Origin of the sequence: Shewanella sp. SW24, assembly GCF_025653395.1 — a bacterium.
Taxonomy (GTDB): Bacteria; Pseudomonadota; Gammaproteobacteria; order Enterobacterales; family Shewanellaceae; genus Shewanella; species Shewanella oncorhynchi.
In genome coordinates, this window is sequence record NZ_JAKKSH010000001.1 from 395,920 (window position 1) to 419,309 (window position 23,390).

Annotated in this window: 17 protein-coding genes; 13 read left to right on the forward strand and 4 right to left on the reverse strand. The window is 47.3% G+C overall.

The features are described from left to right. Window positions 1-104: 104 nt before the first annotated feature. The 7 genes from hrpA (at window position 105) to L5M17_RS01815 (ending at window position 9,202) form a co-directional block, all read left to right on the forward strand. Window positions 105-3,980: an ATP-dependent RNA helicase HrpA gene (gene hrpA, locus L5M17_RS01785; RefSeq protein ID WP_411568927.1), complete on the forward strand. Its 3,876-nt coding sequence runs from the start codon at window positions 105-107 to the stop codon at window positions 3,978-3,980. Between the two features lie 605 nt (window positions 3,981-4,585). Then, window positions 4,586-4,744 carry a nitrate reductase gene (locus tag L5M17_RS01790; protein ID WP_028760147.1) on the forward strand — a complete coding sequence of 53 codons (159 nt, stop codon included), beginning with the start codon at window positions 4,586-4,588 and terminating at the stop codon, window positions 4,742-4,744. 43 nt (window positions 4,745-4,787) lie between these two features. Next, the gene (locus L5M17_RS01795) at window positions 4,788-5,045 is read left to right on the forward strand and encodes a chaperone NapD (protein ID WP_028760146.1); all 258 of its coding nucleotides are present in this window, start codon (window positions 4,788-4,790) and stop codon (window positions 5,043-5,045) included. A gap of 2 nt (window positions 5,046-5,047) precedes the next feature. Continuing rightward, on the forward strand, window positions 5,048-7,537 hold the full coding sequence (napA, locus tag L5M17_RS01800) for a nitrate reductase catalytic subunit NapA (RefSeq protein ID WP_028760145.1): 2,490 nt from the start codon (window positions 5,048-5,050) through the stop codon (window positions 7,535-7,537). A gap of 10 nt (window positions 7,538-7,547) precedes the next feature. Then, entirely contained in the window at window positions 7,548-8,033 is a 486-nt protein-coding gene (locus L5M17_RS01805) for a nitrate reductase cytochrome c-type subunit (RefSeq protein ID WP_028760144.1), read from the forward strand. 8 nt (window positions 8,034-8,041) lie between these two features. Further along, complete coding sequence (locus tag L5M17_RS01810; protein WP_028760143.1) at window positions 8,042-8,629, forward strand: cytochrome c3 family protein; 588 nt, start codon at window positions 8,042-8,044, stop codon at window positions 8,627-8,629. 201 nt (window positions 8,630-8,830) lie between these two features. Further along, a complete protein-coding gene (locus L5M17_RS01815) occupies window positions 8,831-9,202 on the forward strand; it encodes a DUF1801 domain-containing protein (RefSeq protein WP_263144797.1) in 372 nt (123 codons plus the stop codon). A gap of 125 nt (window positions 9,203-9,327) precedes the next feature. Here L5M17_RS01815 and asnS read toward each other — a convergent pair whose 3' ends face one another. Continuing rightward, window positions 9,328-10,728 carry an asparagine--tRNA ligase gene (asnS, locus tag L5M17_RS01820; RefSeq protein WP_105252305.1) on the reverse strand — a complete coding sequence of 467 codons (1,401 nt, stop codon included), beginning with the start codon at window positions 10,726-10,728 and terminating at the stop codon, window positions 9,328-9,330. A gap of 150 nt (window positions 10,729-10,878) precedes the next feature. On the opposite strand from asnS, the gene L5M17_RS01825 reads away from it, so the two are divergent. Further along, window positions 10,879-11,214 (forward strand): hypothetical protein, encoded by a 336-nt coding sequence (locus L5M17_RS01825; RefSeq protein ID WP_113939548.1) that lies wholly within the window; start codon window positions 10,879-10,881, stop codon window positions 11,212-11,214. Window positions 11,215-11,278: 64 nt separating this feature from the next. Here L5M17_RS01825 and L5M17_RS01830 read toward each other — a convergent pair whose 3' ends face one another. Then, complete coding sequence (locus L5M17_RS01830; protein WP_263144800.1) at window positions 11,279-11,866, reverse strand: CoA pyrophosphatase; 588 nt, start codon at window positions 11,864-11,866, stop codon at window positions 11,279-11,281. A gap of 31 nt (window positions 11,867-11,897) precedes the next feature. Continuing rightward, window positions 11,898-13,310, reverse strand: a complete 1,413-nt coding sequence (gene pabB / locus L5M17_RS01835; protein ID WP_263144801.1) for an aminodeoxychorismate synthase component I — start codon at window positions 13,308-13,310, stop codon at window positions 11,898-11,900. Between the two features lie 119 nt (window positions 13,311-13,429). Here pabB and L5M17_RS01840 point away from each other — a divergent pair, with 119 nt between their 5' ends. From L5M17_RS01840 to L5M17_RS01855, 4 genes are all read left to right on the forward strand, one after another. After that, window positions 13,430-14,974, forward strand: coding sequence for a fumarate hydratase (locus tag L5M17_RS01840; protein ID WP_263144838.1), 1,545 nt, complete (start codon window positions 13,430-13,432; stop codon window positions 14,972-14,974). Window positions 14,975-15,291: 317 nt separating this feature from the next. Beyond that, the gene (locus tag L5M17_RS01845; protein WP_263144803.1) at window positions 15,292-17,340 is read left to right on the forward strand and encodes an alpha/beta hydrolase family protein; all 2,049 of its coding nucleotides are present in this window, start codon (window positions 15,292-15,294) and stop codon (window positions 17,338-17,340) included. A gap of 487 nt (window positions 17,341-17,827) precedes the next feature. Next, window positions 17,828-18,286 (forward strand): GNAT family N-acetyltransferase, encoded by a 459-nt coding sequence (locus tag L5M17_RS01850; RefSeq protein WP_198573319.1) that lies wholly within the window; start codon window positions 17,828-17,830, stop codon window positions 18,284-18,286. Window positions 18,287-18,432: 146 nt separating this feature from the next. Further along, window positions 18,433-19,368, forward strand: a complete 936-nt coding sequence (locus tag L5M17_RS01855; protein WP_263144806.1) for a M14 family metallocarboxypeptidase — start codon at window positions 18,433-18,435, stop codon at window positions 19,366-19,368. A 199-nt stretch (window positions 19,369-19,567) separates the two neighbouring features. Here the strand turns inward: L5M17_RS01855 and adhE are convergent, their stop codons facing one another. Beyond that, the gene (gene adhE / locus L5M17_RS01860; protein ID WP_263144808.1) at window positions 19,568-22,171 is read right to left on the reverse strand and encodes a bifunctional acetaldehyde-CoA/alcohol dehydrogenase; all 2,604 of its coding nucleotides are present in this window, start codon (window positions 22,169-22,171) and stop codon (window positions 19,568-19,570) included. 318 nt (window positions 22,172-22,489) lie between these two features. On the opposite strand from adhE, the gene L5M17_RS01865 reads away from it, so the two are divergent. Continuing rightward, window positions 22,490-23,122 carry a YchE family NAAT transporter gene (locus tag L5M17_RS01865; RefSeq protein WP_006081420.1) on the forward strand — a complete coding sequence of 211 codons (633 nt, stop codon included), beginning with the start codon at window positions 22,490-22,492 and terminating at the stop codon, window positions 23,120-23,122. Window positions 23,123-23,390: the final 268 nt, after the last annotated feature.

Here is a 23,390-nt window from a genome sequence, read left to right on the forward strand (position 1 = left end):
GAAACTGACACGCCATATACTGAGTGCAGAGTAAATTAGCAATACCATTACGCCACTTTCCTTGCTAGGATCGCCGTTTTTGATGCTAGCAATGGAATTTGGATTTGAACTCAGACAAACATCCGCTATCGAACGCCTTTCTTAATCTTTGTTATCAGAGCGACGCGTCGCGGATCCGTCGTCGTTTATTTAAGCTCAATAAAGAAGCCGACTCAGATAAAAAGACCCAAGTCTTAGCTCAGCTGAGCGAGCAAGCGCAGGCGGCGTTTGAGAAGGTTGAGCAGCGCCGTAACGCTCGGCCTAAAATCCACTATCCTGAAAACCTGCCTGTTTCCTTGATGCGCGACGATATTGCGCGCGCGATTGCGGGCAATCAAGTGGTGATCATCGCCGGTGAAACGGGCTCGGGTAAAACCACTCAGCTCCCTAAAATCTGTTTGGAATTAGGCTTAGGTTGCCGTGGCATGATAGGCCACACCCAGCCAAGACGTTTGGCTGCCCGTAGCGTGGCGAGCCGAGTCGCAGAAGAATTACAAAGTCCGCTCGGTGAAGTGGTTGGCTTTAAAGTGCGTTTTGCGGATGCGCTTAAGAGTGACTCTTATATCAAGTTAATGACCGACGGTATTTTACTGGCAGAATTGACCTCTGATCGCAATCTCGATCAATACGATACCATCATCATAGATGAGGCCCACGAGCGCAGCCTCAACATCGATTTTATTCTGGGCTACCTCAAACAAATTCTCAAAAGACGCCCTGATCTCAAAGTTATTATCACGTCGGCGACCATAGACGTTGAGCGTTTTTCTAAGCATTTCAACAATGCGCCTATTATCGAAGTGTCGGGCCGTACCTTTCCGGTCGAAACCCGTTACCGACCCTTAGTGCAAGATAGCGATGCCGATTTAGATCAAATCGAAGGCATTTTTGCCGCTGTCGATGAGTTGGTGGCCGAAGGGCTGGGCGACATTCTGATCTTTATGAACGGCGAGCGGGAAATTCGCGATACGGCCGAGCAATTGAGTCGGCGTAATTACCGCGATACCGAAATTTTGCCGTTATACGCGCGTTTATCTTACGGTGAGCAGTCTAAAGTTTTCAGTAGTCACAGAGGTCGGCGGATTGTATTAGCGACCAACGTGGCGGAAACCTCGCTGACTGTGCCGGGCATTCGCTACGTTATTGATCCAGGTACGGCGCGCATTAGCCGCTATAGCTATCGCACTAAGGTGCAACGCTTACCGATTGAACCTATCTCGCAAGCGAGCGCCAATCAGCGCCAAGGCCGTTGTGGTCGTGTTGGGCCGGGTATTTGTATTCGTTTGTACGATGAGGCGGATTTTAATAATCGTCCGGCGTTTACCGATCCTGAAATCTTGCGCACTAACTTGGCTTCGGTCATTTTGCAGATGCTGGCCATCGGCCTAGGTGATATCGCCGGTTTCCCCTTTATCGAGCCACCGGATCCACGCCATATCCGCGATGGTTTCCTGTTGCTCGAAGAATTACAGGCGGTTGAGAGTAAACACGGCAAGCTAGTATTGACGCCACTTGGGCGTAATTTGGCGCAAATTCCTGTGGACCCGCGTTTGGCGCGTATGGTGGTCGAGAGTCAGCAGTTAGGTTGTTTGAACGAAGTGCTAGTGATTGCTGCGGGCTTATCGATTCAAGATCCCCGCGAGCGTCCGATGGAGAAGAAGCAAGCCAGTGATGAAGCCCATCGCCGTTTTGCCGATCCCAGTTCCGATTTCGTCAGCTGGATAAACCTGTGGCAGCATTTAAAAGATCAACAAAAAGAGTTATCTGCTAGCCAGTTCCGTAAAAAGTGCCGCGATGAATATTTGGCCTATTTGCGCGTTCGCGAGTGGCAGGATTTATACGCCCAGCTTAAGCAAGCCGTACACGATTTAAAGTGGCGCCTAAACGATACACCAGCCAATTACGACAGCTTGCACCGTGCGCTCTTATCGGGCTTATTGAGTCATGTGGGTTTTAAAGATAACAATAACGAGTACTTAGGTGCCCGTAATCGTAAATTCTTTGTGTTTCCCGGTTCGCCGTTGGCCAAAAAAGGCCCTAAGTGGATCATGGCGGCTGAGCTTACCGAAACATCGCGCCTATTCGCTCGCTGCTGCGCCAAAATCGAACCCGAATGGCTAGAGCCCTTAGCGGCGCATTTGATCAAGAAAAGCTATGTTGAGCCCCATTTTGAGGCAAAACCTGGCAGCGTTATCGCCCTTGAGAATCAAGTGCTCTACGGCTTGACGGTTGTGCACCGCCGCAAAGTGCAATACGGCCCCATCGATCCCGTTGAAGCGCGTGAGATTTTTATCCGCAGCGCCTTGGCTGAAGGGCAGTTACAGACCCAAGAAGCGTTTTTTGTCGCTAACCAAAAGCTGCTCGAAGACATTGAATCCCTCGAGCATAAATCCCGTCGCCGCGATATTTTGGTGGACGAGCAAGTGTTGGTGGATTTTTACGAGCCGCGGATCCCTGAAGGGATTTACAACGCGCAGCTGTTTTTTGGCTGGTGGAAGAAGGCCAAGCGCGAGCAACCGGATTTACTCGATTTCAGCAAAGCGCTGTTAATGCAGCGCAATGCCGACCATATCTCGACCTTGGATTTTCCCGATACGTGGCACAAGGGCAATTTACGCCTGCAGCTAAGTTATCACTTTGAACCCGCGGCGGCGGATGATGGTGTGTCGGTTCACATTCCGGTGGCGCTGCTTAATCAAATCGACGATAGCGATTTTGATTGGCTAGTGGCAGGGCTAAGGGAAGAAAAGTGCATCGCGCTGATCAAATCTTTGCCTAAGAGTTTACGACGTAACTTTGTGCCCGCGCCTGACTATGCCCGCGCTTGTGTGCAGGCCATGGTGCCTTTTAGTGCCAGTTTGCTTGAGACCATGTGCAAGCAATTATTGCGCATGAGTGGCACGCGTATATCGCCGGAAGATTTTGATTTAACGCAACTGCCCGCGCATTTGCAGATGAACTTTAAAATCGAAGACGATAAAAACAACTTAGTGGCCGAAGGTCGTGTGCTCGATACCTTAAAAGCCGAGTTGCAGGGCGTGGTGGCGAAGGCCATTCGTCAGGTCGCGGATAAAGGTATAGAGCAAGAAGCGTTAACTGAGTGGTCCTTTGGCGATTTGCCGCAGCAATATCAGCAGCAAAAAGGCAATTACCAAGTGCGGGCGTTTCCGGCGCTGATCGATAAAAAAGACAGTGTTGCGATCAAATTATTTGATGATGAATTTGAGGCCTTAGATGCCCATCGCCAAGGTCTGCGACGGTTATTGCTGCTAAACATTCCATCACCGGTGAAACACTTACAGCAAGCTTTGCCGAATAAGGCGAAATTGGCGATGTATTTCAATCCCTTCGGTCAAGTGCAAATCTTGATTGATGACATTATTGCCGCCGCTGTGCAGCAATTGTTGGATGAAAAAGCCCTCGATGTGCGTAATCAAGCCCAATTTGAGCAGGCAAAGGATTGGGTTCGCCAAGAACTCAACCCGACCGCCGAGCAAATCGCCTTGAAGGTCGAGCAGATTTTGACCTTATACCAGAGCATTAAAAAGCGTCTCAAGGGCAAAATTAGCTTAGATATTGCCTTTGCTATGAGTGATATTCAAAGCCAATTGGACAAATTAGTGTTTAAAGGGTTTGTCGAATCCTGTGGTTGGAATCGTTTAGCTGATGTGGCGCGTTACTTAAAAGCGATTGAAATCCGTGTCGAGAAGTTGCCCGTTGATCCGACCCGTGACCGTTTGCATATGCAGAGCATCAACAAGGTTCAAGAAGCTTTAATCGCACAACTGGCGAAAGTGCCACGTGCTATGCCGACACCATCTGCGTTAATCGAGGCGCGCTGGATGATTGAAGAGTACCGTGTCTCTTGTTTTGCACAGGTGTTAGGCACGGCTTATCCGATATCTGAAAAGCGCATTTTGAATCATATTCAACAGGTTTAATAGACTGATTTAAAGGTCGAGCTGAGCGTCTTTGTCCGATTGATGTAACAATAACGCGATCAAAAAATGACTAAATAAACCGAGAAAACTAACTATTTTCTCGGTTTTTTATTTTCCCTATGCTTACTCTGCTCACGCGATATACCTCCAGTGATGCGCCATGAAATGAGCGCTTTTTCTGGGTGGCAGCGATGCTTTTATGCCGAATATCTTTCTTTTGGGATCAAGTCGTTATCTCGCATGTTTTTACACCTTTCTACTGCCTACTCCTTTATGAATACTCAGGTTTTTTTTGAGGTTTTTCTGTTGTTTTCTTGCAGTGATTTATCCATTTCAGTCGCTTATTAATCATAAAATCAATTCAATCATCTAATTTGTAATTGCAAAAAACGTTTAAAAACTGAGATCTGACGAATACTCACATCAAATTGATGATCTGGATCAAGCATCATCCGCTTTACCAATTTGGAGGTATACATTTTGTTAACAACTAAAAGGTATGATCGCTTCGTGATCCAAAGATGCAATAGATATACATAAAACCTGCCGCTGGCGATTTTTTGCAGCGCATTCAAAGTGGCAGGAACACACCTCTTGGAGGATGCATGAGTGCTAGCACCGCAGAAGAAAAATCCTTAGAACTGAAAATCTTTATCTTTTTAACCGTGTTTCTCGCACCGTTATTGTCCGTACTACTGGTCAGTGGTCTGGGCTTTGCTATTTGGTTCAGCCAAATTTTGACGGGTCCACCGGGCGCTGGTTAAACGTAACATCATCAAATAGTTAAAAATAAGAGTGGAATGTCGGATGAGCAAAGAACTCCATATCACCAGTTTAGTGGTGCAGGTCTTACCGCAGAAAATGGCAGATGTTAGACAACAGATAATGACCATTGAAAATGCCGAACTTTCCGTCAACAACGAAGTGAAATTGGTCGTCGTGATCGAAGGCGAGACGCAACGCGCCTTGATGGACAGTATCGAAGCGATCAATGCCATTCCGGGCGTGTTATCAGCCACTATGGTTTACCACCAGAGTGAAGTGCTCGAAGAGGGTGAAGAATGAATATGAACAGACGTGACTTTATCAAGGCCAATGCAGTGATTGCCGCTGCAGGCGCCGCTGGTTTAGCCTTGCCCGCAGGCGCAAGCAACTTAATTACCAGCTCAGAACAAACCAAATTAGAGTGGAATAAAGCCCCATGCCGTTTTTGCGGCACGGGCTGCTCTGTGATTGTCGCAACTCGCGACGGCAAAGTGGTTGCCACCCATGGCGATGCCAACAGTGAAGTGAACCGTGGGCTCAACTGTATCAAGGGCTATTTCCTATCGAAAATCATGTATGGCAGCGATCGCTTAACCACGCCTATGCTGCGGATGACTGATGGCAAATACGACAAGCACGGTGAGTTTTCGCCCATCAGTTGGGACAGTGCCTTTGACATCATGGCGCAAAAATGGAAAGAAACCATTAAAGCCAAAGGGCCAACTGCTGTGGGCATGTTTGGCTCGGGCCAATGGACTGTGTGGGAAGGTTATGCTGCCGTTAAGTTGATGAAGGCTGGTTTTGGATCGAATAATATCGATCCGAATGCGCGTCACTGCATGGCGTCAGCCGTGGTCGGGTTTATGCGCACCTTCGGTATCGACGAACCTATGGGTTGCTATGACGATATGGAAGCCGCCGATGCCTTCGTCCTTTGGGGCTCGAATATGGCGGAGATGCACCCGATCCTCTGGAGTCGAGTGACAGACCGACGTCTCAGTGCCAGCCATGTAAAAGTGGCCGTGTTGTCGACGTTTGAACACAGATCCTTCGATTTGGCTGACTTGCCGATCGTGTTCACCCCGCAAACTGATTTAGCCATTTTGAACTACATAGCTAACTACATAATTCAGAATGATAAAGTGAACTGGGACTTCGTGAAAAAACACGTTAACTTCCGTCAGGGCACAACAGATATTGGCTATGGTTTACGTCCGACACATCCCCTTGAGAAAAAAGCGAAAAATGTTAAAACGGCGGGGGATTCAACCCCAATTGATTTTGAGACCTTTAAAGCCTTCGTGGCGGATTATAGCGTCGAAAAAGTCAGTAAGTTGTCGGGCGTGCCCGAGGATAAACTGATTGCGCTGGCCAAGCTGTATGCTGATCCCGACATCAAAGTGACCTCATTTTGGACCATGGGTTTTAACCAACATACCCGAGGTGTGTGGTGTAACAACCTGATTTATAACATTCATCTCTTGATGGGTAAAATTTCAACCCCTGGTAACAGTCCATTCTCTTTGACGGGTCAACCATCCGCCTGTGGCACGGCCCGTGAAGTGGGGACGTTTTCCCACCGTTTACCCGCCGATATGGTCGTGACCAATCCTGAACACAGAAAGCATGCCGAAGACATTTGGAAGATCCCAAGCGGCATTATTCCACCTAAACCCGGTTATCACGCTGTCGAGCAAAACCGTCGTCTAAAAGATGGCGACTTAAATTGTTACTGGGTGCAAGTGAACAACAATATGCAGGCGGGCCCAAACATCAATGAAGAAGGTTTACCGGGTTACCGTAACCCTGCCAACTTTATCGTGGTGTCCGATGCCTATCCGACGGTTACGACTCAAGCGGCCGATTTGATTTTGCCCACCGCTATGTGGGTGGAAAAAGAGGGCGCCTATGGTAACGCCGAGCGCCGCACTCAGTTTTGGCATCAAATGGTGCAGGCACCGGGTGAGTCCCATTCGGATCTGTGGCAATTGATGGAGTTTGCGAAGCGTTTCACTACAGACGAAGTCTGGCCTAAGGATGTATTAGCGGCGAACCCTGAGTTCAAAGGGAAAACCCTATTCGAAGTCCTGTATCAGAACGGTAATGTTGATAAGTTCCCACTTGCGGATGCCGATCCTAAGTATTTGAACGATGAGGCTAAACACTTTGGCTTCTATGTCCAAAAAGGCTTATTTGAGGAATATGCGACCTTTGGCCGCGGCCATGGCCACGATCTCGCCCCATTTGATGTTTACCATGAGGCTCATGGCCTACGTTGGCCTGTGGTCGATGGTAAAGAAACTAAGTGGCGCTTCCGTGAAGGCACAGATCCTTATGTTAAAGCGGGTAAGGGCTTTGAGTTCTACGGTCATCCCGATGGTCGTGCGGTGATTTTCGCGCTGCCCTATGAACCTGCCGCAGAAGCGCCCGATGAAGAATATGATATCTGGTTGTCGACGGGGCGAGTGCTGGAACACTGGCATTCGGGCTCAATGACCCAACGTGTGCCTGAGTTATATCGTGCCTTCCCCGATGCCGTATGTTTTATGCACCCTGAAGATGCGAAAAAACGCGGTTTGCGCCGTGGCGATGAAATTCGCGTTGTGTCCCGTCGCGGTGAAATTAAGACCAGAGTCGAAACCCGTGGCCGCAATAAACCGCCCGTGGGTTTAGTGTTCGTGCCTTGGTTTGATGCTAGCCAGCTCATTAATAAAGTCACTTTAGATGCGACAGATCCCTTGTCAAAACAAACTGACTTTAAAAAGTGTGCGGTGAAGATCGTCAAGGTTTAAGGAGAACACGATGAAAACCCTAAAATTAGTCTCAGCGATCGGTTTATTGGTATTTGGCTCATTCATCATGACAAGTGTGTCTGCCGCCAGTATTCCCGAAGATAAAATTGATACCCTGCGCCAAGCGCCTATCAATGTCGAGCCTACGCCACCTGCGATGCAAAGTGTGCGTAATACCGATGTGAAGGAAGTGCGCAGTTATCCCATGCAACCACCGGTGATCCCACACAAGATCGACGGCTATCAGCTTGATCTTAAAGTGAATAAGTGTATGGCTTGCCATGCTCGTAGCCGCATTGGGGATTCGCAAGCGCCTATGGTCAGCGTCACGCATTTTATGGACAGGGACAATAACTTCTTAGCCGAGTTATCGCCGCGCCGCTATTTCTGCACTCAGTGTCATGTGCCGCAGTTAGATGCCAAGTTGCTGGTCGAAAACGACTTTGTGGATATGGAACATCTGATCAAAGCCAACACTGAGCAGAAAAAACACTAGGAGTTAGCATGTTAGATAAACTGAAAAAAATCTGGCAGGTACTCAATCGTCCGAGTGTGCATTACAGTTTAGGTTTTTTGACCTTAGGTGGTTTTGTGGCTGGCGTGATTTTCTGGGGTGGATTTAACACTGCCCTAGAAGTGACCAACCAAGAAGCTTTCTGTATTGGTTGCCATGAGATGGAAAATAACGTCTATCAAGAGTTACAGACGACGATTCATTTCACTAACCGCAGTGGCGTGCGGGCGACGTGTCCCGATTGCCACGTACCGCATAACTGGACCGATAAAATTGCCCGTAAGATGCAGGCATCTAAGGAAGTGTGGGGTAAGGTTTTTGGGACGATTAATACCCGTGAGAAGTTTGAAGATAAGCGTCGTGAACTGGCAGAACATGAGTGGGCAAGGTTAAAGGCCAATGATTCGCTCGAGTGTCGTAACTGCCATAACTTCACTTACATGGACTTTACTCGCCAATCACCCAGAGCGGCGCAGATGCACTCAACATCACTGGCAAGCGGCGAAAAGACCTGTATCGACTGCCACAAGGGGATTGCTCATCATCTCCCTGATATGGCCGGTGTGAAGGGGTTTTAATCTAGGGCGCAGTGTTTATCCGTGTGACTTAGCCTTGCTAAGTTGGACAACTCCAGCAAAAGGCCAAGCGTACTCCACGCTTGGCCTTTTTATTTGCACGTCACTATTTTTTAGGGATGCTTCAATAGGGTGTTATTCAGTCCGATTAGCGCGCTACAATCTGACTGAGATAGTCTTGCTTGTATGAGAGGTAAAGAGATCATGATGGAAGATCAGCCGCAACTTGAAAAACTGTTAGAAGATATTTTATGTACCAGCCCGAGTCTGTTTGAAATAGTGCAGGGGGTGCGACAGGAGGTCAAAACTGCCGCTACCACATCGTCGCTGGCCATTACTGAAGCCGTTAAGTACGGCGGTATACTCTTTAGCACCAAAGCCAGTTTTTGTGGTGTGTTTGCCTATAAACAGCATGTTTCATTGGAGTTTAGCTTAGGCGCGAATCTTAGCGATCCACATCAGGTACTTGAAGGCAGTGGCAAATTTCGTCGCCATATTAAGTTGGTGTCAATCGATGATATTGCTGCCAAGCGAGTCGCGGAATATATTGCGCAGGCGTTGAGTCTGGCGGATTAATGGTTGTTTAGCCGCATGATGTGACTAAAACGGACGAACAAAAAAGGAGCTGAATATTCAGCTCCTTTCGTTTTGCTAAGGTTTAATAGAGATGTCTTAGCTATGCAGTCCCAAGTTAAGGGAGATTAGAAGTTCGCAGTGCGCGGTGCACGTGGGAAAGGGATAACATCACGAATGTTGTTCACGCCCGTCACGTAAGACACTAAACGCTCAAACCCTAGACCAAAACCTGCATGTGGCACTGTGCCATAACGGCGCATATCACGGTACCACCAGTAATCTTCTTGGTTCAGATCCATTTCTGCTAGACGCATATCTAGCACGTCTAAACGCTCTTCACGTTGAGAGCCACCGATGATCTCACCGATACCTGGGGCTAACACGTCCATCGCGGCAACAGTTTTACCGTCATCGTTTAAGCGCATGTAGAAGGCTTTGATATCTTTTGGATAGTTCTTCACTACCACAGGGGCTTTGAAGTGTTCTTCGGCTAAGTAACGCTCATGCTCAGAAGATAAATCGATACCCCAAGACACAGGGAACTCGAAGGTTCTGCCACAGTTTTGCAGAATTTCAACCGCATCTGTGTAATCTACTTGAGCAAAATCGCTTGAAACGAAAGATTGCAGACGGTCGATCACAGTCTTATCAACGTGTTGGGCGAAGAAGGTTAAATCGTCCATACGCTCAGTCAATACGGCATTGAACGCGTATTTCAACATAGCTTCGGCAAGGCCTGCGATGTCGTTTAAGTTGGCGAAGGCGACTTCAGGCTCAACCATCCAGAATTCCGCTAAGTGGCGGCTAGTGTTTGAGTTTTCAGCACGGAAAGTCGGGCCAAAGGTATACACTTTTGACAGTGCACAGGCGTAGGTTTCAGCGTTCAACTGGCCAGATACGGTCAGGAAAGCTTCTTTACCGAAGAAATCTTTATCGTAATCGACTTTACCCGCTTCAGTACGCGGCAGGTTTTCCATATCTAAGGTCGATACGCGGAACATCTCACCGGCACCTTCGCAATCTGATGCTGTGATAAGTGGGGTCGATACCCAAATAAAGCCTTCTTCGTGGTAGAAGCGGTGAATCGCTTGGGATAGACAGTTACGCACGCGAGCAACGGCACCAATAATGTTAGTACGTGGGCGTAAGTGCGCTAATTCGCGTAAATGTTCAATTGAGTGACGCTTAGCAGCCATTGGGTAAGTGTCTGGATCATCAACCCAGCCAGCGACTTCAAGTTCAGTCACTTGCAGCTCAAATGCTTGGCCTGCACCAGGAGATTCCACCACGTCGCCAGTCATTACAACAGAGCAACCCGCAGTCAGCTTTAACACTTCGTTGTCGTAATTATCTAAGCTATTGGGCACGACACCTTGGATAGGATTAAAGCAAGAGCCGTCGTAAACAGCTAAAAAAGAGATGCCGGCTTTAGAGTCACGACGGGTTCTGACCCAGCCACGCACTGTGACTTTAGAACCGACGGCGTGCTCACCTTTAAATACAGATGCGACAGATGCAATGCTCATTGTTGCTTAATTCTCCAACGAAACGTTTTATATGAAAATTTTGGAGGTTTATATTACCTTGCTGGTGGCTTTTCTCAAGCTGAAAAAGGTATCCTGAGGTTAATAATATCGATATTGAGCGATATAGTGAGTTAAACAGCGGGAGGCGGTATGAGCAAGACTAGAATATTTCAAATTATCCTTGCGACCTTATCCATTTTAGGCTGGGCAATAGCCGTCTATGCGCTATTAGTGTTTAGTGATGCAAGGCCAGACCGTGAAGTTGGGGCCTATTTAACCCGTGGCGCGACATTTAGAGTCCATTGGGACCCACATGAAACCCAATTATTGCAGTATTTGATTTGGGTTTGTGGCGGTATTAGTTTGGTCAGTTTAGCGTTTAACTATTATGTCGCCCACCACAGTCGTATGGGTTATTGGTTTAATATTCCCATGTTGCTGTTAACCTCTATTGTCGCCGGTTTGTATATCCATTTGGTGGTTTAAGCTAGCCATTGTTTGGCTAATTTAACAGTTTGGCTTTTTAACGGTTTAGCAATGGCAAATGAAGTCAGAGGATATCGGCAGGAATGCTTAATTGGCGGCACAGATGGTCGATAATCGCGGCAGTCGCACCCCAGATAAACCGTTGTTGATAGGGAATAAAATGCACGCTGTAATAGCGCCCTTGGCGTAAAAAGCGTTTTTGGTGGCGATTATTCGGTTCAATAAAAAAGCTTAATGGCACGGTAAAGCAATCGGCTACCTCACCGGGATCGAGTTTTAAATCAAATGCCTGCTTGATAATGCCTATCACAGGAGTGATTTCAAACCCTGTGAAGGTATTATGGGCAGGAAACGTGCCCACCACCTCGACGTTATGCCTTGAGAGTCCAATTTCCTCTTCTGCTTCCCTTAACGCGGCCGCAATCGCATCAATATCATAGGGCTCAATTTTACCGCCTGGGAAACTGATCTGCCCCGGATGGGCGCGCAGATGCATAGGTCTTTGGGTCAAAATTAGATTCAGCTCACCGTTAATCTCCAACAGTGGGATCAACACTGCGGCTTTGCGCAGTCCAAGGTGAGGGAAGGCCGCCGGATCTTGCCGCGTTAACGGGTGCAGATTAAATCTGAGTCTAAATTCCGCTTGATCCATCGACGTTCTCGTTACTGTTTAGTATTAAAGCTTACGGCTTTTGTGACGCAGCGCCAAGCAAAGGTAAAATACGGCTGATCTTATCAAAGGTTTCTTGGTACTCGGCATCCACTTCAGAATCCGCCACTATGCCGCCGCCAGCCCAGCAATAGAGTTTGCCCTGTTCGGCCACAATAGTGCGAATGGTGATGCTGGTATCCATTTGGCCGTCTTGGCTGATATAACCCATAGAACCACAATAAAGGCTGCGCCGTGAAGGTTCGAGCTCTTCGATAATTTCCATGGCACGAATTTTCGGTGCGCCGGTAATCGAGCCGCCGGGGAACGCCGCGCGCAGTAAATCACTCGCCGTGAATCGGCTATCAAGCTTGGCCGTCACCGTACTGACTAAGTGATGCACGGCAGGAAAGCTTTCAATCTCAAACAGATGCGGTACACGTACTGAGCCTGCCGCCGCCACTTTGCCGATATCATTACGCAGTAAATCGACAATCATGACATTTTCGGCGCGATCTTTTGGTGAGTTTGCCAGTGTATTGGCGGCTTTCACATCCAGTGCGGGATCGGTATGACGCGGCAGTGTGCCTTTGATGGGTTTGGTTTGAATATCGTCACCGCGAAGCTGAATAAAGCGCTCGGGTGAAATCGACAAAATCGTGTTTTGCGGCAGACGCATAAAGGCCGAGAAGGGCGCTTTATTGGCATTGCGCAGTTGGCTATAGGCCGACCACTCATCGCCTTGATAATGGGCTTCGAATCTTTGGGTTAAATTTATTTGATAGCAATCACCGCTGTGCAAATAGGCTTGAACTGCTGCAAATTTGGCCGTGTATTGAGCTTTGTCTATCTGTGCTGCCCATGGGCTAGTAAGCACAAATGTGGCAGAATTTGGCTTTTTGGTGATTTTATCTTGAATTTTATTCAATTCAATATCGAGTGCTACTTCACCTAAATAATGCAGCAAATGCCAACATTGGTCTTGGTAATCAAAAACTAACGCCCAGTCGTAAAAGCCGATGTTCATCTCTGGCAGTTGAATATCTTGCTTGGCCGTTATCGGCAGGGATTCAATTCTGCGGCCTAAATCGTAGCTAAAACTGCCCATTGCGCCACCACTAAAGGGCAGAACGCAATCAAAAGATTTTGAATACCAATGGGTTAATAAAGTGTTGAGTAACTCGAAGGGATCACGGTTTGGGTCTATTGCCTCGGGTAAGCTCAAGCTCGTATCGATGAGCTTTATATCGCTACGCTCGCCCTGAGTCACTAACGTTGCGATAGGATTGGCGCAAATGATGTCGAATCTGGCGTCTTGATGCGGCGCGTTCGCCGAATCTAACAGAATTGCCCAAGAGTCATTTGCAAAGTGTTCGAACAGTGCTGCGGTACTTAATGTCCAGTCAAGTTGGCGTGATGCAAGCTGTTTTGACGCCCTAATTGCCATCGATTAACCCTATTCAAAATGTGATGTAGCCCAAAAAGATGTGAAAGAGTATCATATTGGCCCAGAAAGAATTAAACAAAAACAAGTTAGGCCGCAAAGGCTGCTGGAGCGCTCCTACTATGTCATCTCACCATAAAATGTCTGAAACTTCTGTGATTAAACAAGCCGACTTTATTGAAAGTGTGGCGGATGCTTTGCAATACATTTCTTATTACCACCCGAAGGATTTTGTTGATGCCATGAGCCAAGCTTATGAGCGTGAACAAAGTGCGGCGGCGAAGGATGCGATTGCCCAGATCTTAATTAACTCGCGCATGTCGGCCGAAGGTAAACGTCCTCTGTGTCAAGACACTGGGATTGTGACCACTTTCGTGAAAGTGGGTATGGGTGTCCAATGGGACAAAACCGATATGACGATCCAGGAAATGGTCGACGAAGGTGTTCGTCGTGCCTATACCAATCCTGATAACCCACTGCGCGCATCAATAGTGTCAGATCCTGCGGGCAGCCGTAAAAATACCAAAGATAACACCCCATCTGTAGTGCATATCGACATGGTGCCAGGCAACCACATCGAAGTGGCGATTGCGGCTAAAGGCGGCGGCAGTGAAAACAAAGCTAAGATGGTAATGTTAAACCCATCTGATGATATCGCCGCTTGGGTAGAAAAAACGCTACCGACCATGGGCGCGGGCTGGTGTCCACCGGGTATGCTGGGTATAGGCATTGGCGGCACGGCGGAAAAAGCGGCCGTATTAGCCAAAGAAGCGCTGATGGAAAGCGTGGATATCTATGAGTTGATGGCCCGTGGCGCGCAAACGACCGAAGAAAAACTGCGTTTAGACATTTTTGAGCGTGCGAATAATTTAGGCATAGGTGCGCAAGGTCTTGGCGGTTTAACCACAGTGTTAGACGTTAAAATCAAATCGGCGCCTACCCACGCGGCGTCAAAGCCTGTGGTGATGATCCCTAACTGCGCGGCTACACGCCACGTGCATTTCCATTTAGACGGTTCAGGTCCAGCTGAATTGACGCCACCATCATTGGCAGATTGGCCAGAAATCACCCGTGAAGTGGGTGATGATGTGCGCCGCGTTAACTTAGATACTGTCACTCAAGCGGATATCGAACAGTGGCAAAGCGGTGAAACCATTCTGCTGAGCGGTAAAATGCTCACAGGTCGCGATGCTGCCCATAAGCGCATTCAAAGCCTCATCGAAATCGGTGAAGGTCTGCCAGAAGGCGTGGACTTTACCGGTAAATTTATTTACTACGTTGGCCCAGTTGATCCAGTTGGCACTGAAGTTGTCGGCCCTGCGGGCCCAACCACAGCAACTCGTATGGATAAATTCACTGACCTAATGTTAGAGAAAACTGGCTTGATGGGCATGATAGGTAAAGCTGAGCGCGGCCCTGCGACAGTCGAATCGATCAAAAAACACAAAGCGGTATATCTGATGGCCGTTGGCGGCGCTGCGTATTTAGTGTCTAAAGCGATTAAACATTCTCGCGTCGTGGCTTTTGCCGATTTAGGAATGGAAGCGATTTACGAGTTTGACGTGCAAGATATGCCAGTGACTGTGGCTGTGGATTCACATGGCGTGAATGCCCATGAAACGGGTCCTGCAATTTGGAAAGTGAATATTGCCAACGCGAAAGCGTAAAGGTTGGGATGCAGCGGATTGAACTTGATGGCTTTTTAAGCAAAATAGCTTAAGTTTGAGTTCTGATATCTGTTCTTGAGGTAAAACGTTGCGCCACTGACATTTTGTCACAAAAAAATACGCTCAGGTTCGCCATTTGGCTTGCCTGAGCGTTTTTGTTTCGATAGTGTGGCAAGCTTATCTTCGAAAGATACGATCTCAGATCGTTTTTTAACATTCGTGCGGTTGCAACTCAGTAGAACTATTGCAATTTCAATAGAACCCTTGCAATGATTGGCGCAACTATCGAACCAGTTTAACCAAAGACGGACATAACAATGAAAATAGCTCCTCTCCTATTGGCGCTCGGCGCTGCGGGACTGGCGTTATCAGCCCAAGCGGCCGATCCAACGCCTTTTACTGTGCAACAACTCATTAAACTCAATAAGATGCACTCTGCGACTGTGTCCCATGATGGCACTAAATTAGTTTATGGTCTTAAAACGGTAAACGATAAGGGAGAGGCCAGCTCGGATCTGTATCTATTAGATTTGATAGACACGAAGGCGAAACCACTGCAATTGACCTCTGCCACGGGCACTGAGCACGATGTGAGCTTCGCTAATGACGACAAGTCGATTTATTTCCTTGCCAGTCGCAGTGGTTCAAGCCAGTTATTTCAACTGCCATTAACGGGCGGTGAAGCGGTACAAGTTTCTGATTTACCTTTGGATATTGATGGCTACAAATTATCAAACGACGGTAAACAAGTTGTACTCAGCATGCGTGTATTCCCCGAGTGTAAGGACTTAGCCTGCTCAAAGGATAAATTTACCGCCGAAGCTGAGCGTAAATCGACTGGCCGTGAATACAAGCAGTTAATGGTTCGCCATTGGGATACGTGGGAAGACCACGCCCGTAACCATTTATTTGTTGGTGCGGTAAACGGTGAGAAACTCACTAAAGTAGTGGATGTGACTCAAGGTTTAGATACTGAAACGCCGCCAAAACCTTTCTCGGGTATGGAAGAAGTAACTTTCACCCCAGACGGTAAGTTTGTGGTTTATAGCGCGAAAGCCCCTAGCAAAGATCAAGCTTGGACCACTAACTATGATTTGTGGCAAGTGCCAGTGACAGGCGGCACCGCAACCAACTTAACCAAAGACAATCTTGCATGGGATGCGCAGCCAACATTTTCGAGCGATGGTCGTTACATGGCCTATTTAGCAATGAAAAAACCGGGTTTTGAAGCAGATCGCTACGGCATTATGTTGCGCGATACTAGCACAGGCCAAACCAAAGAAGTGGCGCCATTATGGGATCGCAGCCCAAACTCACTGATGTTTGCTCCTGACAATCGTACCTTGTATGTGACGGCACAAGACCTAGGTCAAGTCTCTATTTTCCAAGTGAATACCCAATTTGGCGATGTGCGTTCTGTCTACAGTGATGGCACGAACAGTTTAATTGCGGTCACTAACGAACAACTGATTTTCGATAGCAAAACCTTAGTTGAACCGGGCGATCTCTATAGCATTACGACTGAAGGTGAAGGGCTTAAACGTCTGACCGAAGTGAATAAAGACAAATTGGCCGAGATCAAGTTTGGTAAGTTTGAACAGTTCAGCTTTAAAGGTTGGAATAACGAAGACGTTTACGGTTACTGGATCAAACCGGCGAACTTCCAAGAAGGGAAAAAATACCCAATTGCCTATCTCGTTCACGGTGGGCCGCAAGGTTCATTTGGTAATGCCTTCAGTGGTCGTTGGAATGCCCAATTATGGGCGGGTGCGGGTTATGGCGTCGTCATGGTGGATTTCCACGGCTCTACCGGTTACGGCCAAGCCTTTACGGATTCAATCAGCCAAGATTGGGGTGGTAAGCCATTAGAAGATCTGCAAAAAGGCCTAGCAGCGGTGAGCCAGCAACAAAAATGGCTCGATCCGCAAAACACCTGTGCGCTCGGCGGTTCTTACGGCGGCTACATGATGAACTGGATCCAAGGTAACTGGAACGACGGTTTCAAGTGCTTAGTTAACCACGCGGGTCTGTTCGATATGCGTTCTATGTATTACGTGACTGAAGAAGTGTGGTTCGCAGAGCATGAGTTTGGCGGCACTTATTCAGATAACAAAGCGTTATATGAGAAGTTTAACCCCGTGAATTATGTTGAAAACTGGAAAACACCCATGCTGGTTATCCACGGTGAGAAGGACTTCCGCGTCCCTTATGGTCAAGGTTTAGCGGCATTCAGTTTTATGCAGCGTAAAGGGATCCCATCAGAGTTATTGATTTTCCCTGATGAAAACCATTGGATCTTAAAACCTGAAAACTTAGAGCAATGGTATGCTAATGTCTTCGGTTGGATGGACCGCTGGACGAAATAACCTGAGCTCGGGATAAGCAGAGCCGCTGAATAGGCATCTTTTCGGGCCTCTCTGCGTTGCTCTGTCTAACCATAGCCCGCTATGGCGTACGACAGAGCGCCTTGATATGCGCAAAAATCTGCGCATTCAGTCAGCAAATAGATTTTTCGCTTTAAACGAATAATTTTATGCCATTGATTTTATTTGTTAAATTTAGATTTTTCGACACTTGTTATCCCGAGTTCAGGTTAAATAATAACGGCCTGTACGTCTATGGGGTTTGCACCGACGAAAGCCCATAGAAGCAAGGCTCGCCCTGATAGGATTATCATCGGCGAGTCATTTAATGCTCAACTGACAATCAAAGTATTTTTAGTCTGTATTTAAACTAAGCGTCTTCTGACCAAGTGTATTTTGATTAAGTGCCTTTTGATTCAGTATCTTAAAAAGCCAGACTCTGTTCTGGCTTTTTATTATGTCATGAAATGTTTTTAATCAAGGAGTTAAGATGAAAATTCGAGCCGCAACCTTAACTGATATCCCTGAAATAAGCGTATTGCTCACTCAATTAACCCAAGAATTTATTGCCCCAACTTGCACTGCAGAGGGCGCTGCAATCTTAGTTAATGCCATGTCGATAGAAGCGATTGGTAGCTACTTTGCTATGGGTTATCAGTACCATGTTGCCATAACTGACTCGGGCCAACTCGCTGGCGTAGTGGGGATGAAGGCGAATAGCCACTTGTACCATCTTTTTGTCGCCTCCCATGCACAGGGGCAAGGCGTGGCGAGAATGCTGTGGGAACATGCCAAAGCTCAATGTTTAGCCCAAGGCAATCCGGGGGTGTTTACCGTGAACTCGGCGCTGAATGCGCAGGCTGTGTACTTAGGCTTTGGCTTTGTGCCTCTTGGACCCGAGCGAGAACGCGGCGGGATCCGTGATATTCCCATGCAGCTATTGCTTTAGGTTGACTGTACTCATTTATCATCCGAACACGAGCACTATCACTCGACTGAATAGTAACTCAACGAAAAAGCTTGAACGAAAGCACTAGGGTGCAAAGAACTTGAATAAAAAGAACTTTACCGAATAGAACTAAAAATAGAGGAATTATGGCAAATTTAACATTTTATCCCATCGGCACCGTAGGCGAAAAATGGGGCGAGGCTGAAAAAGCTGCATGGCTTGCAAGCGCCAAAATCAAGCGTTCGTATCAGGACGATGTCGTGACGCCACTCAAGGCGATGGAAGCAGCACTCTTAGCACTTGGGCTTACCGTTGTGCAATATGGCGCCTTGTCGATAAATGCGGAGTGTTACCCATTATTTGCGGTAAAAAGCCAGCAGTTTGATCCACAAAAGCCAACCGTGCTCGTGACTGGTGGCGTGCACGGTTACGAAACCAGCGGTGTTCATGGTGCCTTGGCATTTTTAGCGGATAAGGCGGCTCATTATGTTGATCGCGTCAATCTTGTGATCGCCGTGTGCGTGAGTCCTTGGGGTTACGAAACCATCAACCGTTGGAACCCTAAGGCTATCGATCCTAATCGTTCATTTTATGCCAACAGCCCTGCAGAAGAATCGGCGGCCTTGATGGCTCTAGTTGCTTCAGTTGAGCAAGGTTTTGATGTGCATGTGGACTTACATGAAACCACGGATTCCGATGAATTAGAATTTCGTCCAGCACTTTGCGCCCGTGATGGAAAAGAGTACGTCAAAGGAACTATCCCAGATGGTTTTTATGCTGTGGGTGATACCGAAAACTCAATGGATGCCTTTCAGAAAGCCATTATTGATGGTGTGAGTAAAGTGACGCACATTGCTCCTGCCGATGAGAAAGGCGAGATCATTGGCTCGACTGTGGTGCAGCACGGGGTGATTAACTATCCGCTTAAGTCATTAGGGCTTTGCAGCAGTGTCACTGGTTGTATCTATAACACAACGACAGAAGTGTACCCAGATAGCCCAACGGCCACGCCAGCGGAGTGTAATTTGGCGCAGGTTGCGGCAATCACTAGTGCCATCGATTATGTGCTGGCGCAGCGTTAGTCGCTTTTTAGTGATGAGCTGTTTAGTGAGGGTCAGTCGAATTCACGGTTAGTGAAGCAATTTTACGTTTCATATCCACGGTTTACATCACGGTAAAACACGGTAATAAATCATGCAATAAAAAGCCCTCATTCGAGGGCTTCTTCATTTATGTCGTGCGGCTTTTATTAAGCTCGTGCCTAGCATTGGCAGGCGACACCTAGTTGTTGTCGCTATAGGCTCGGCCATAATAGCTATCGAGGAACAGTTGTTTCAGCTCGTTAATCAATGGGTAGCGTGGGTTGGCACCGGTACATTGATCATCGAACGCATCTTCGGCTAATTCATCTAACTTGGCGAGGAAGTCGGCTTCGTTGACACCGGCTTCTTGGATAGAAGCAGGAATGCCAATCGTCTTCTTGAGGTGTGTGATTTTCTCAAGCAATTTTTCGACTTTTTCTTCATCCGTCTTTCCGCCTAGTTTCAAGTGATCTGCGATGGCAGCATAACGGCACAGGGCTTTTGGCCTGTCGTATTGGCTAAAGGCCGCTTGCTTAGTGGGCAGATCCGTTGCGTTAAAGCGTATTACGTTGTTGATCAGCAGCGCATTGGCTAGGCCATGGGCGAGATGGAACTCGGCGCCCAGTTTGTGTGCCATTGAGTGGCAAATCCCAAGGAAAGCGTTAGCAAAGGCGATACCCGCAATAGTGGCGCCATTGTGGACCTTTTCACGGGCGACAGGTGATTGTGAACCCAAGTTGTAGGCATCGGGTAAATATTTGCACAGTAAGTCGAGGGCTTGCAGCGCTTGGCCATCGCTGTACTCATTCGCCATCACGCTGACATAGGCTTCTAATGCATGGGTCACCGCATCTATGCCACCAAAGGCGGTGAGGGATTTAGGCATGTCCATCACAAGATTTGGATCAACAATCGCCATATTGGGCGTGAGTTGATAGTCGGCAATCGGGTATTTTTTACCGGTAATTTCGTCTGTCACTACCGCAAAAGGTGTGACTTCTGAGCCAGTGCCTGAAGTCGTCGGAATTGCCACCATCATGGCTTTGGTGCCCATTTTGGGGAATTTGTAGATACGTTTACGAATGTCCATAAAGCGCAATGCTAGATCGGCAAAATCCACATCTGGATGCTCGTACATTACCCAAATAATCTTAGCCGCATCCATTGGTGAGCCGCCGCCGAGCGCAATTATCACATCGGGTTTAAAGCTTTGAGCGACCTTAGCGCCTTGACGGACTATGGCTAATGTGGGGTCGGCTTCAACATCGTAAAAAATTTCGGTTTCAAGGCCTTGTGCCTTTAAAATCCGCATGGTTTCATCGCAATAACCGTGATTGAACAAAAATCTGTCTGTGATGATTAAGGCGCGTTTTTTATCGCTCAGTTCTTCGAGCGCGATGGGCAAACTACCGCGGCGGAAATAGATAGATGCAGGAAGCTTATGCCACAACATGTTTTCGGCCCTCTTAGCGACGGTTTTTTTATTGATTAGATGACTCGGGCCAACGTTTTCTGAAATCGAGTTGCCGCCCCAAGAACCACAGCCTAAAGTGAGCGAAGGTGCCAGTTTGAAGTTGTACAGATCGCCAATACCGCCCTGTGAAGCTGGGGTGTTGATCAAGATACGCGCCGTTTTCATTCTAAAACCAAAGGCATGTACACGTTCGGTTTGGGTATCTTGGTCGGTATAAAGCCCTGATGTGTGGCCAATGCCGCCGAGTGCGACTAAAGCTTCAGCTTTATCCATGGCATCGTTAAAGTCGATGGCGCGGTACATACCAAGTAATGGCGATAATTTTTCATGGGCGAAGGCTTCGCTGTCGCAAATGTCGGTGACTTCACCGATCAACACTTTGGTCCAGTGCGGCACTTCAAAGCCCGCCATTTGCGCGATACTGGCGGCGCTTTGGCCAACGATATCGGCATTTAAGCCACCATTTTTTAAAATGACCTGCTGCATCGCCGCGGCTTCATCCTTCGATAGCATATAGCCACCGTGGGTTGCGAAACGCTCTTTAACCTGTTCATAAATACTGTCGACCACAATTACCGCTTGTTCTGACGCACAAACGACGCCGTTATCGAAGGTTTTCGACATGAGAATCGAACTGACCGCGCGTTTGATGTCGGCGGTTTCATCGATAACAATAGGTGTGTTACCCGCACCTACGCCAATAGCCGGTTTACCGGAAGAGTAGGCGGCTTTCACCATGCCAGGGCCTCCCGTTGCGAGGATTAAATTCACCTTAGGGTGAGTCATTAATTGATTTGATAGTGCGACACTGGGCTCATCAATCCAACCAATAATGTCTTTGGGTGCGCCCGCGGCTATAGCAGCATCAAGCACTAATTTTGCTGCAGTTGTGGTAGATATTTTGGCCCTAGGATGGGGCGAGAAGATGATTGCGTTACGGGTTTTAAGGCTGATTAAGGCTTTAAAAATGGCAGTCGATGTGGGGTTCGTGGTGGGGACTATGCCACAGATGATGCCTACGGGTTCAGCAATGGTAATAGTACCGAAGGTGACATCTTCAGATAAAATTCCGCAGGTTTTTTCATCTTTATATTTGTTATAAATGTATTCGGAGGCAAAGTGGTTTTTAATTACTTTGTCTTCAACCACACCCATGCGGGTTTCTGCGGCGGCCATTTTCGCCAGCGAGATACGCGCATCGGCAGCTGCAAGGGCGGCTGCACGGAAAATTTTATCGACTTGCGCTTGGCTGAATGTCGCATACTCGGCTTGTGCTTTCGCCACTCGCTCGACCATGAGATCCAGTTCTTGTGCATTGGTCACTGTCATGATTAATACTCCTAAAAAGATTTAGTGAATCAAGGCATTCACTAAATCCTCTTTATGGTAGAAAATTACACCTAAAGCCGCGTTGAAAGTGTGATATCAACGACAATATCGTGCTTTTATGTAATAAAACTACACTTAGGGTAACTTGTTTGTTTAAAGTTGCGCTGAAAATGCATCGGCTTCGATAACTAAATATTATTCGAAGTTGTGATTTAACCTCAAAAATCTCATTTTTCAGTCAATAGCGCTTGAGATACTATACTTGCCCTCAAGCTTATTTTGATGAAGACGGCGTGACACGCACATAAGGATAGTCCCTTGGAGTTAACTCTTTACGTTAAATTTTTTCTTGGCCTCGTTGCCATCATTAATCCGGTTGGCTTGTTGCCTGTGTTTGTGAGCTTAACCAGCCATCAAACGGAGGCTGAGCGGAATCACACGGGTAAAGTAGCGAACTTTGCGGTTGTGGTGATCCTCTTAGTCACGATTGTGGCGGGACAGCACATTCTGAATATGTTCAGCATTTCGTTATCTGCCTTTAGAATTGCTGGTGGCAGCCTGATTGCCATTATTGCGATGTCAATGTTGCAAGGTAAGTTAGGCGAAGTGAAGCGTAACCAAGAAGAAGACCGTGAATCCTCGGCGATGGAATCTGTGGCGGTTGTGCCTTTGGCTTTGCCACTGATGGCGGGACCTGGTGCTATCAGTTCGGTGATTGTCTTTGCTGCTGAGCATAATTCATTGTCGAACATTATTGCGATGTTCATTACTGTGATAGTGTTTGGTTTAGTGAGTTTTGGCCTGTTTAGAATGGCATCTATCATTTATAAGATCCTCGGCAAAACGGGTATTAACGTGATTACCCGTCTCATGGGACTCTTGATGTTATCTATTGGTATCGAAGTCATTGCGGCTGGTGTGAAGGGGTTATTTCCACAGCTTTTCAGTTAGAGTCATCTTCAGTCACAGTATTAAGTGTTCCTTTCTCTAGAAAAACGCATTGGAATTTTCAATGCGTTTTTTATTTCTATCTTATCCTTGTTTGACGTTTCTCAAGTTTGCTCTGCGATTAGCAAAATCTAAACAATTGATGGAATATGGGGGAAATCCTCGTTTATCAGGATATTAGCTTGTGCAATTTCAATAAACCTTAGTCGTCCTACGGTTGATATTATGCTATACCTAGTGTTCGGTATTTGGATCTAAAACTAAGTTTAAA

Bases quoted from the DNA above. Each gene is read 5' to 3' on its own strand.
- L5M17_RS01790 (WP_028760147.1), top strand. From the start codon at position 4,586: ATGAGTGCTAGCACCGCAGAAGAAAAATCCTTAGAACTGAAAATCTTT.
- L5M17_RS01795 (WP_028760146.1), top strand. From the start codon at position 4,788: ATGAGCAAAGAACTCCATATCACCAGTTTAGTGGTGCAGGTCTTACCG.
- napA (WP_028760145.1), top strand. From the start codon at position 5,048: ATGAACAGACGTGACTTTATCAAGGCCAATGCAGTGATTGCCGCTGCA.
- L5M17_RS01805 (WP_028760144.1), top strand. From the start codon at position 7,548: ATGAAAACCCTAAAATTAGTCTCAGCGATCGGTTTATTGGTATTTGGC.
- L5M17_RS01810 (WP_028760143.1), top strand. From the start codon at position 8,042: ATGTTAGATAAACTGAAAAAAATCTGGCAGGTACTCAATCGTCCGAGT.
- L5M17_RS01815 (WP_263144797.1), top strand. From the start codon at position 8,831: ATGATGGAAGATCAGCCGCAACTTGAAAAACTGTTAGAAGATATTTTA.
- asnS (WP_105252305.1), bottom strand. From the start codon at position 10,728: ATGAGCATTGCATCTGTCGCATCTGTATTTAAAGGTGAGCACGCCGTC.
- L5M17_RS01825 (WP_113939548.1), top strand. From the start codon at position 10,879: ATGAGCAAGACTAGAATATTTCAAATTATCCTTGCGACCTTATCCATT.
- L5M17_RS01830 (WP_263144800.1), bottom strand. From the start codon at position 11,866: ATGGATCAAGCGGAATTTAGACTCAGATTTAATCTGCACCCGTTAACG.
- pabB (WP_263144801.1), bottom strand. From the start codon at position 13,310: ATGGCAATTAGGGCGTCAAAACAGCTTGCATCACGCCAACTTGACTGG.
- L5M17_RS01840 (WP_263144838.1), top strand. From the start codon at position 13,430: ATGTCATCTCACCATAAAATGTCTGAAACTTCTGTGATTAAACAAGCC.
- L5M17_RS01845 (WP_263144803.1), top strand. From the start codon at position 15,292: ATGAAAATAGCTCCTCTCCTATTGGCGCTCGGCGCTGCGGGACTGGCG.
- L5M17_RS01850 (WP_198573319.1), top strand. From the start codon at position 17,828: ATGAAAATTCGAGCCGCAACCTTAACTGATATCCCTGAAATAAGCGTA.
- L5M17_RS01855 (WP_263144806.1), top strand. From the start codon at position 18,433: ATGGCAAATTTAACATTTTATCCCATCGGCACCGTAGGCGAAAAATGG.
- adhE (WP_263144808.1), bottom strand. From the start codon at position 22,171: ATGACAGTGACCAATGCACAAGAACTGGATCTCATGGTCGAGCGAGTG.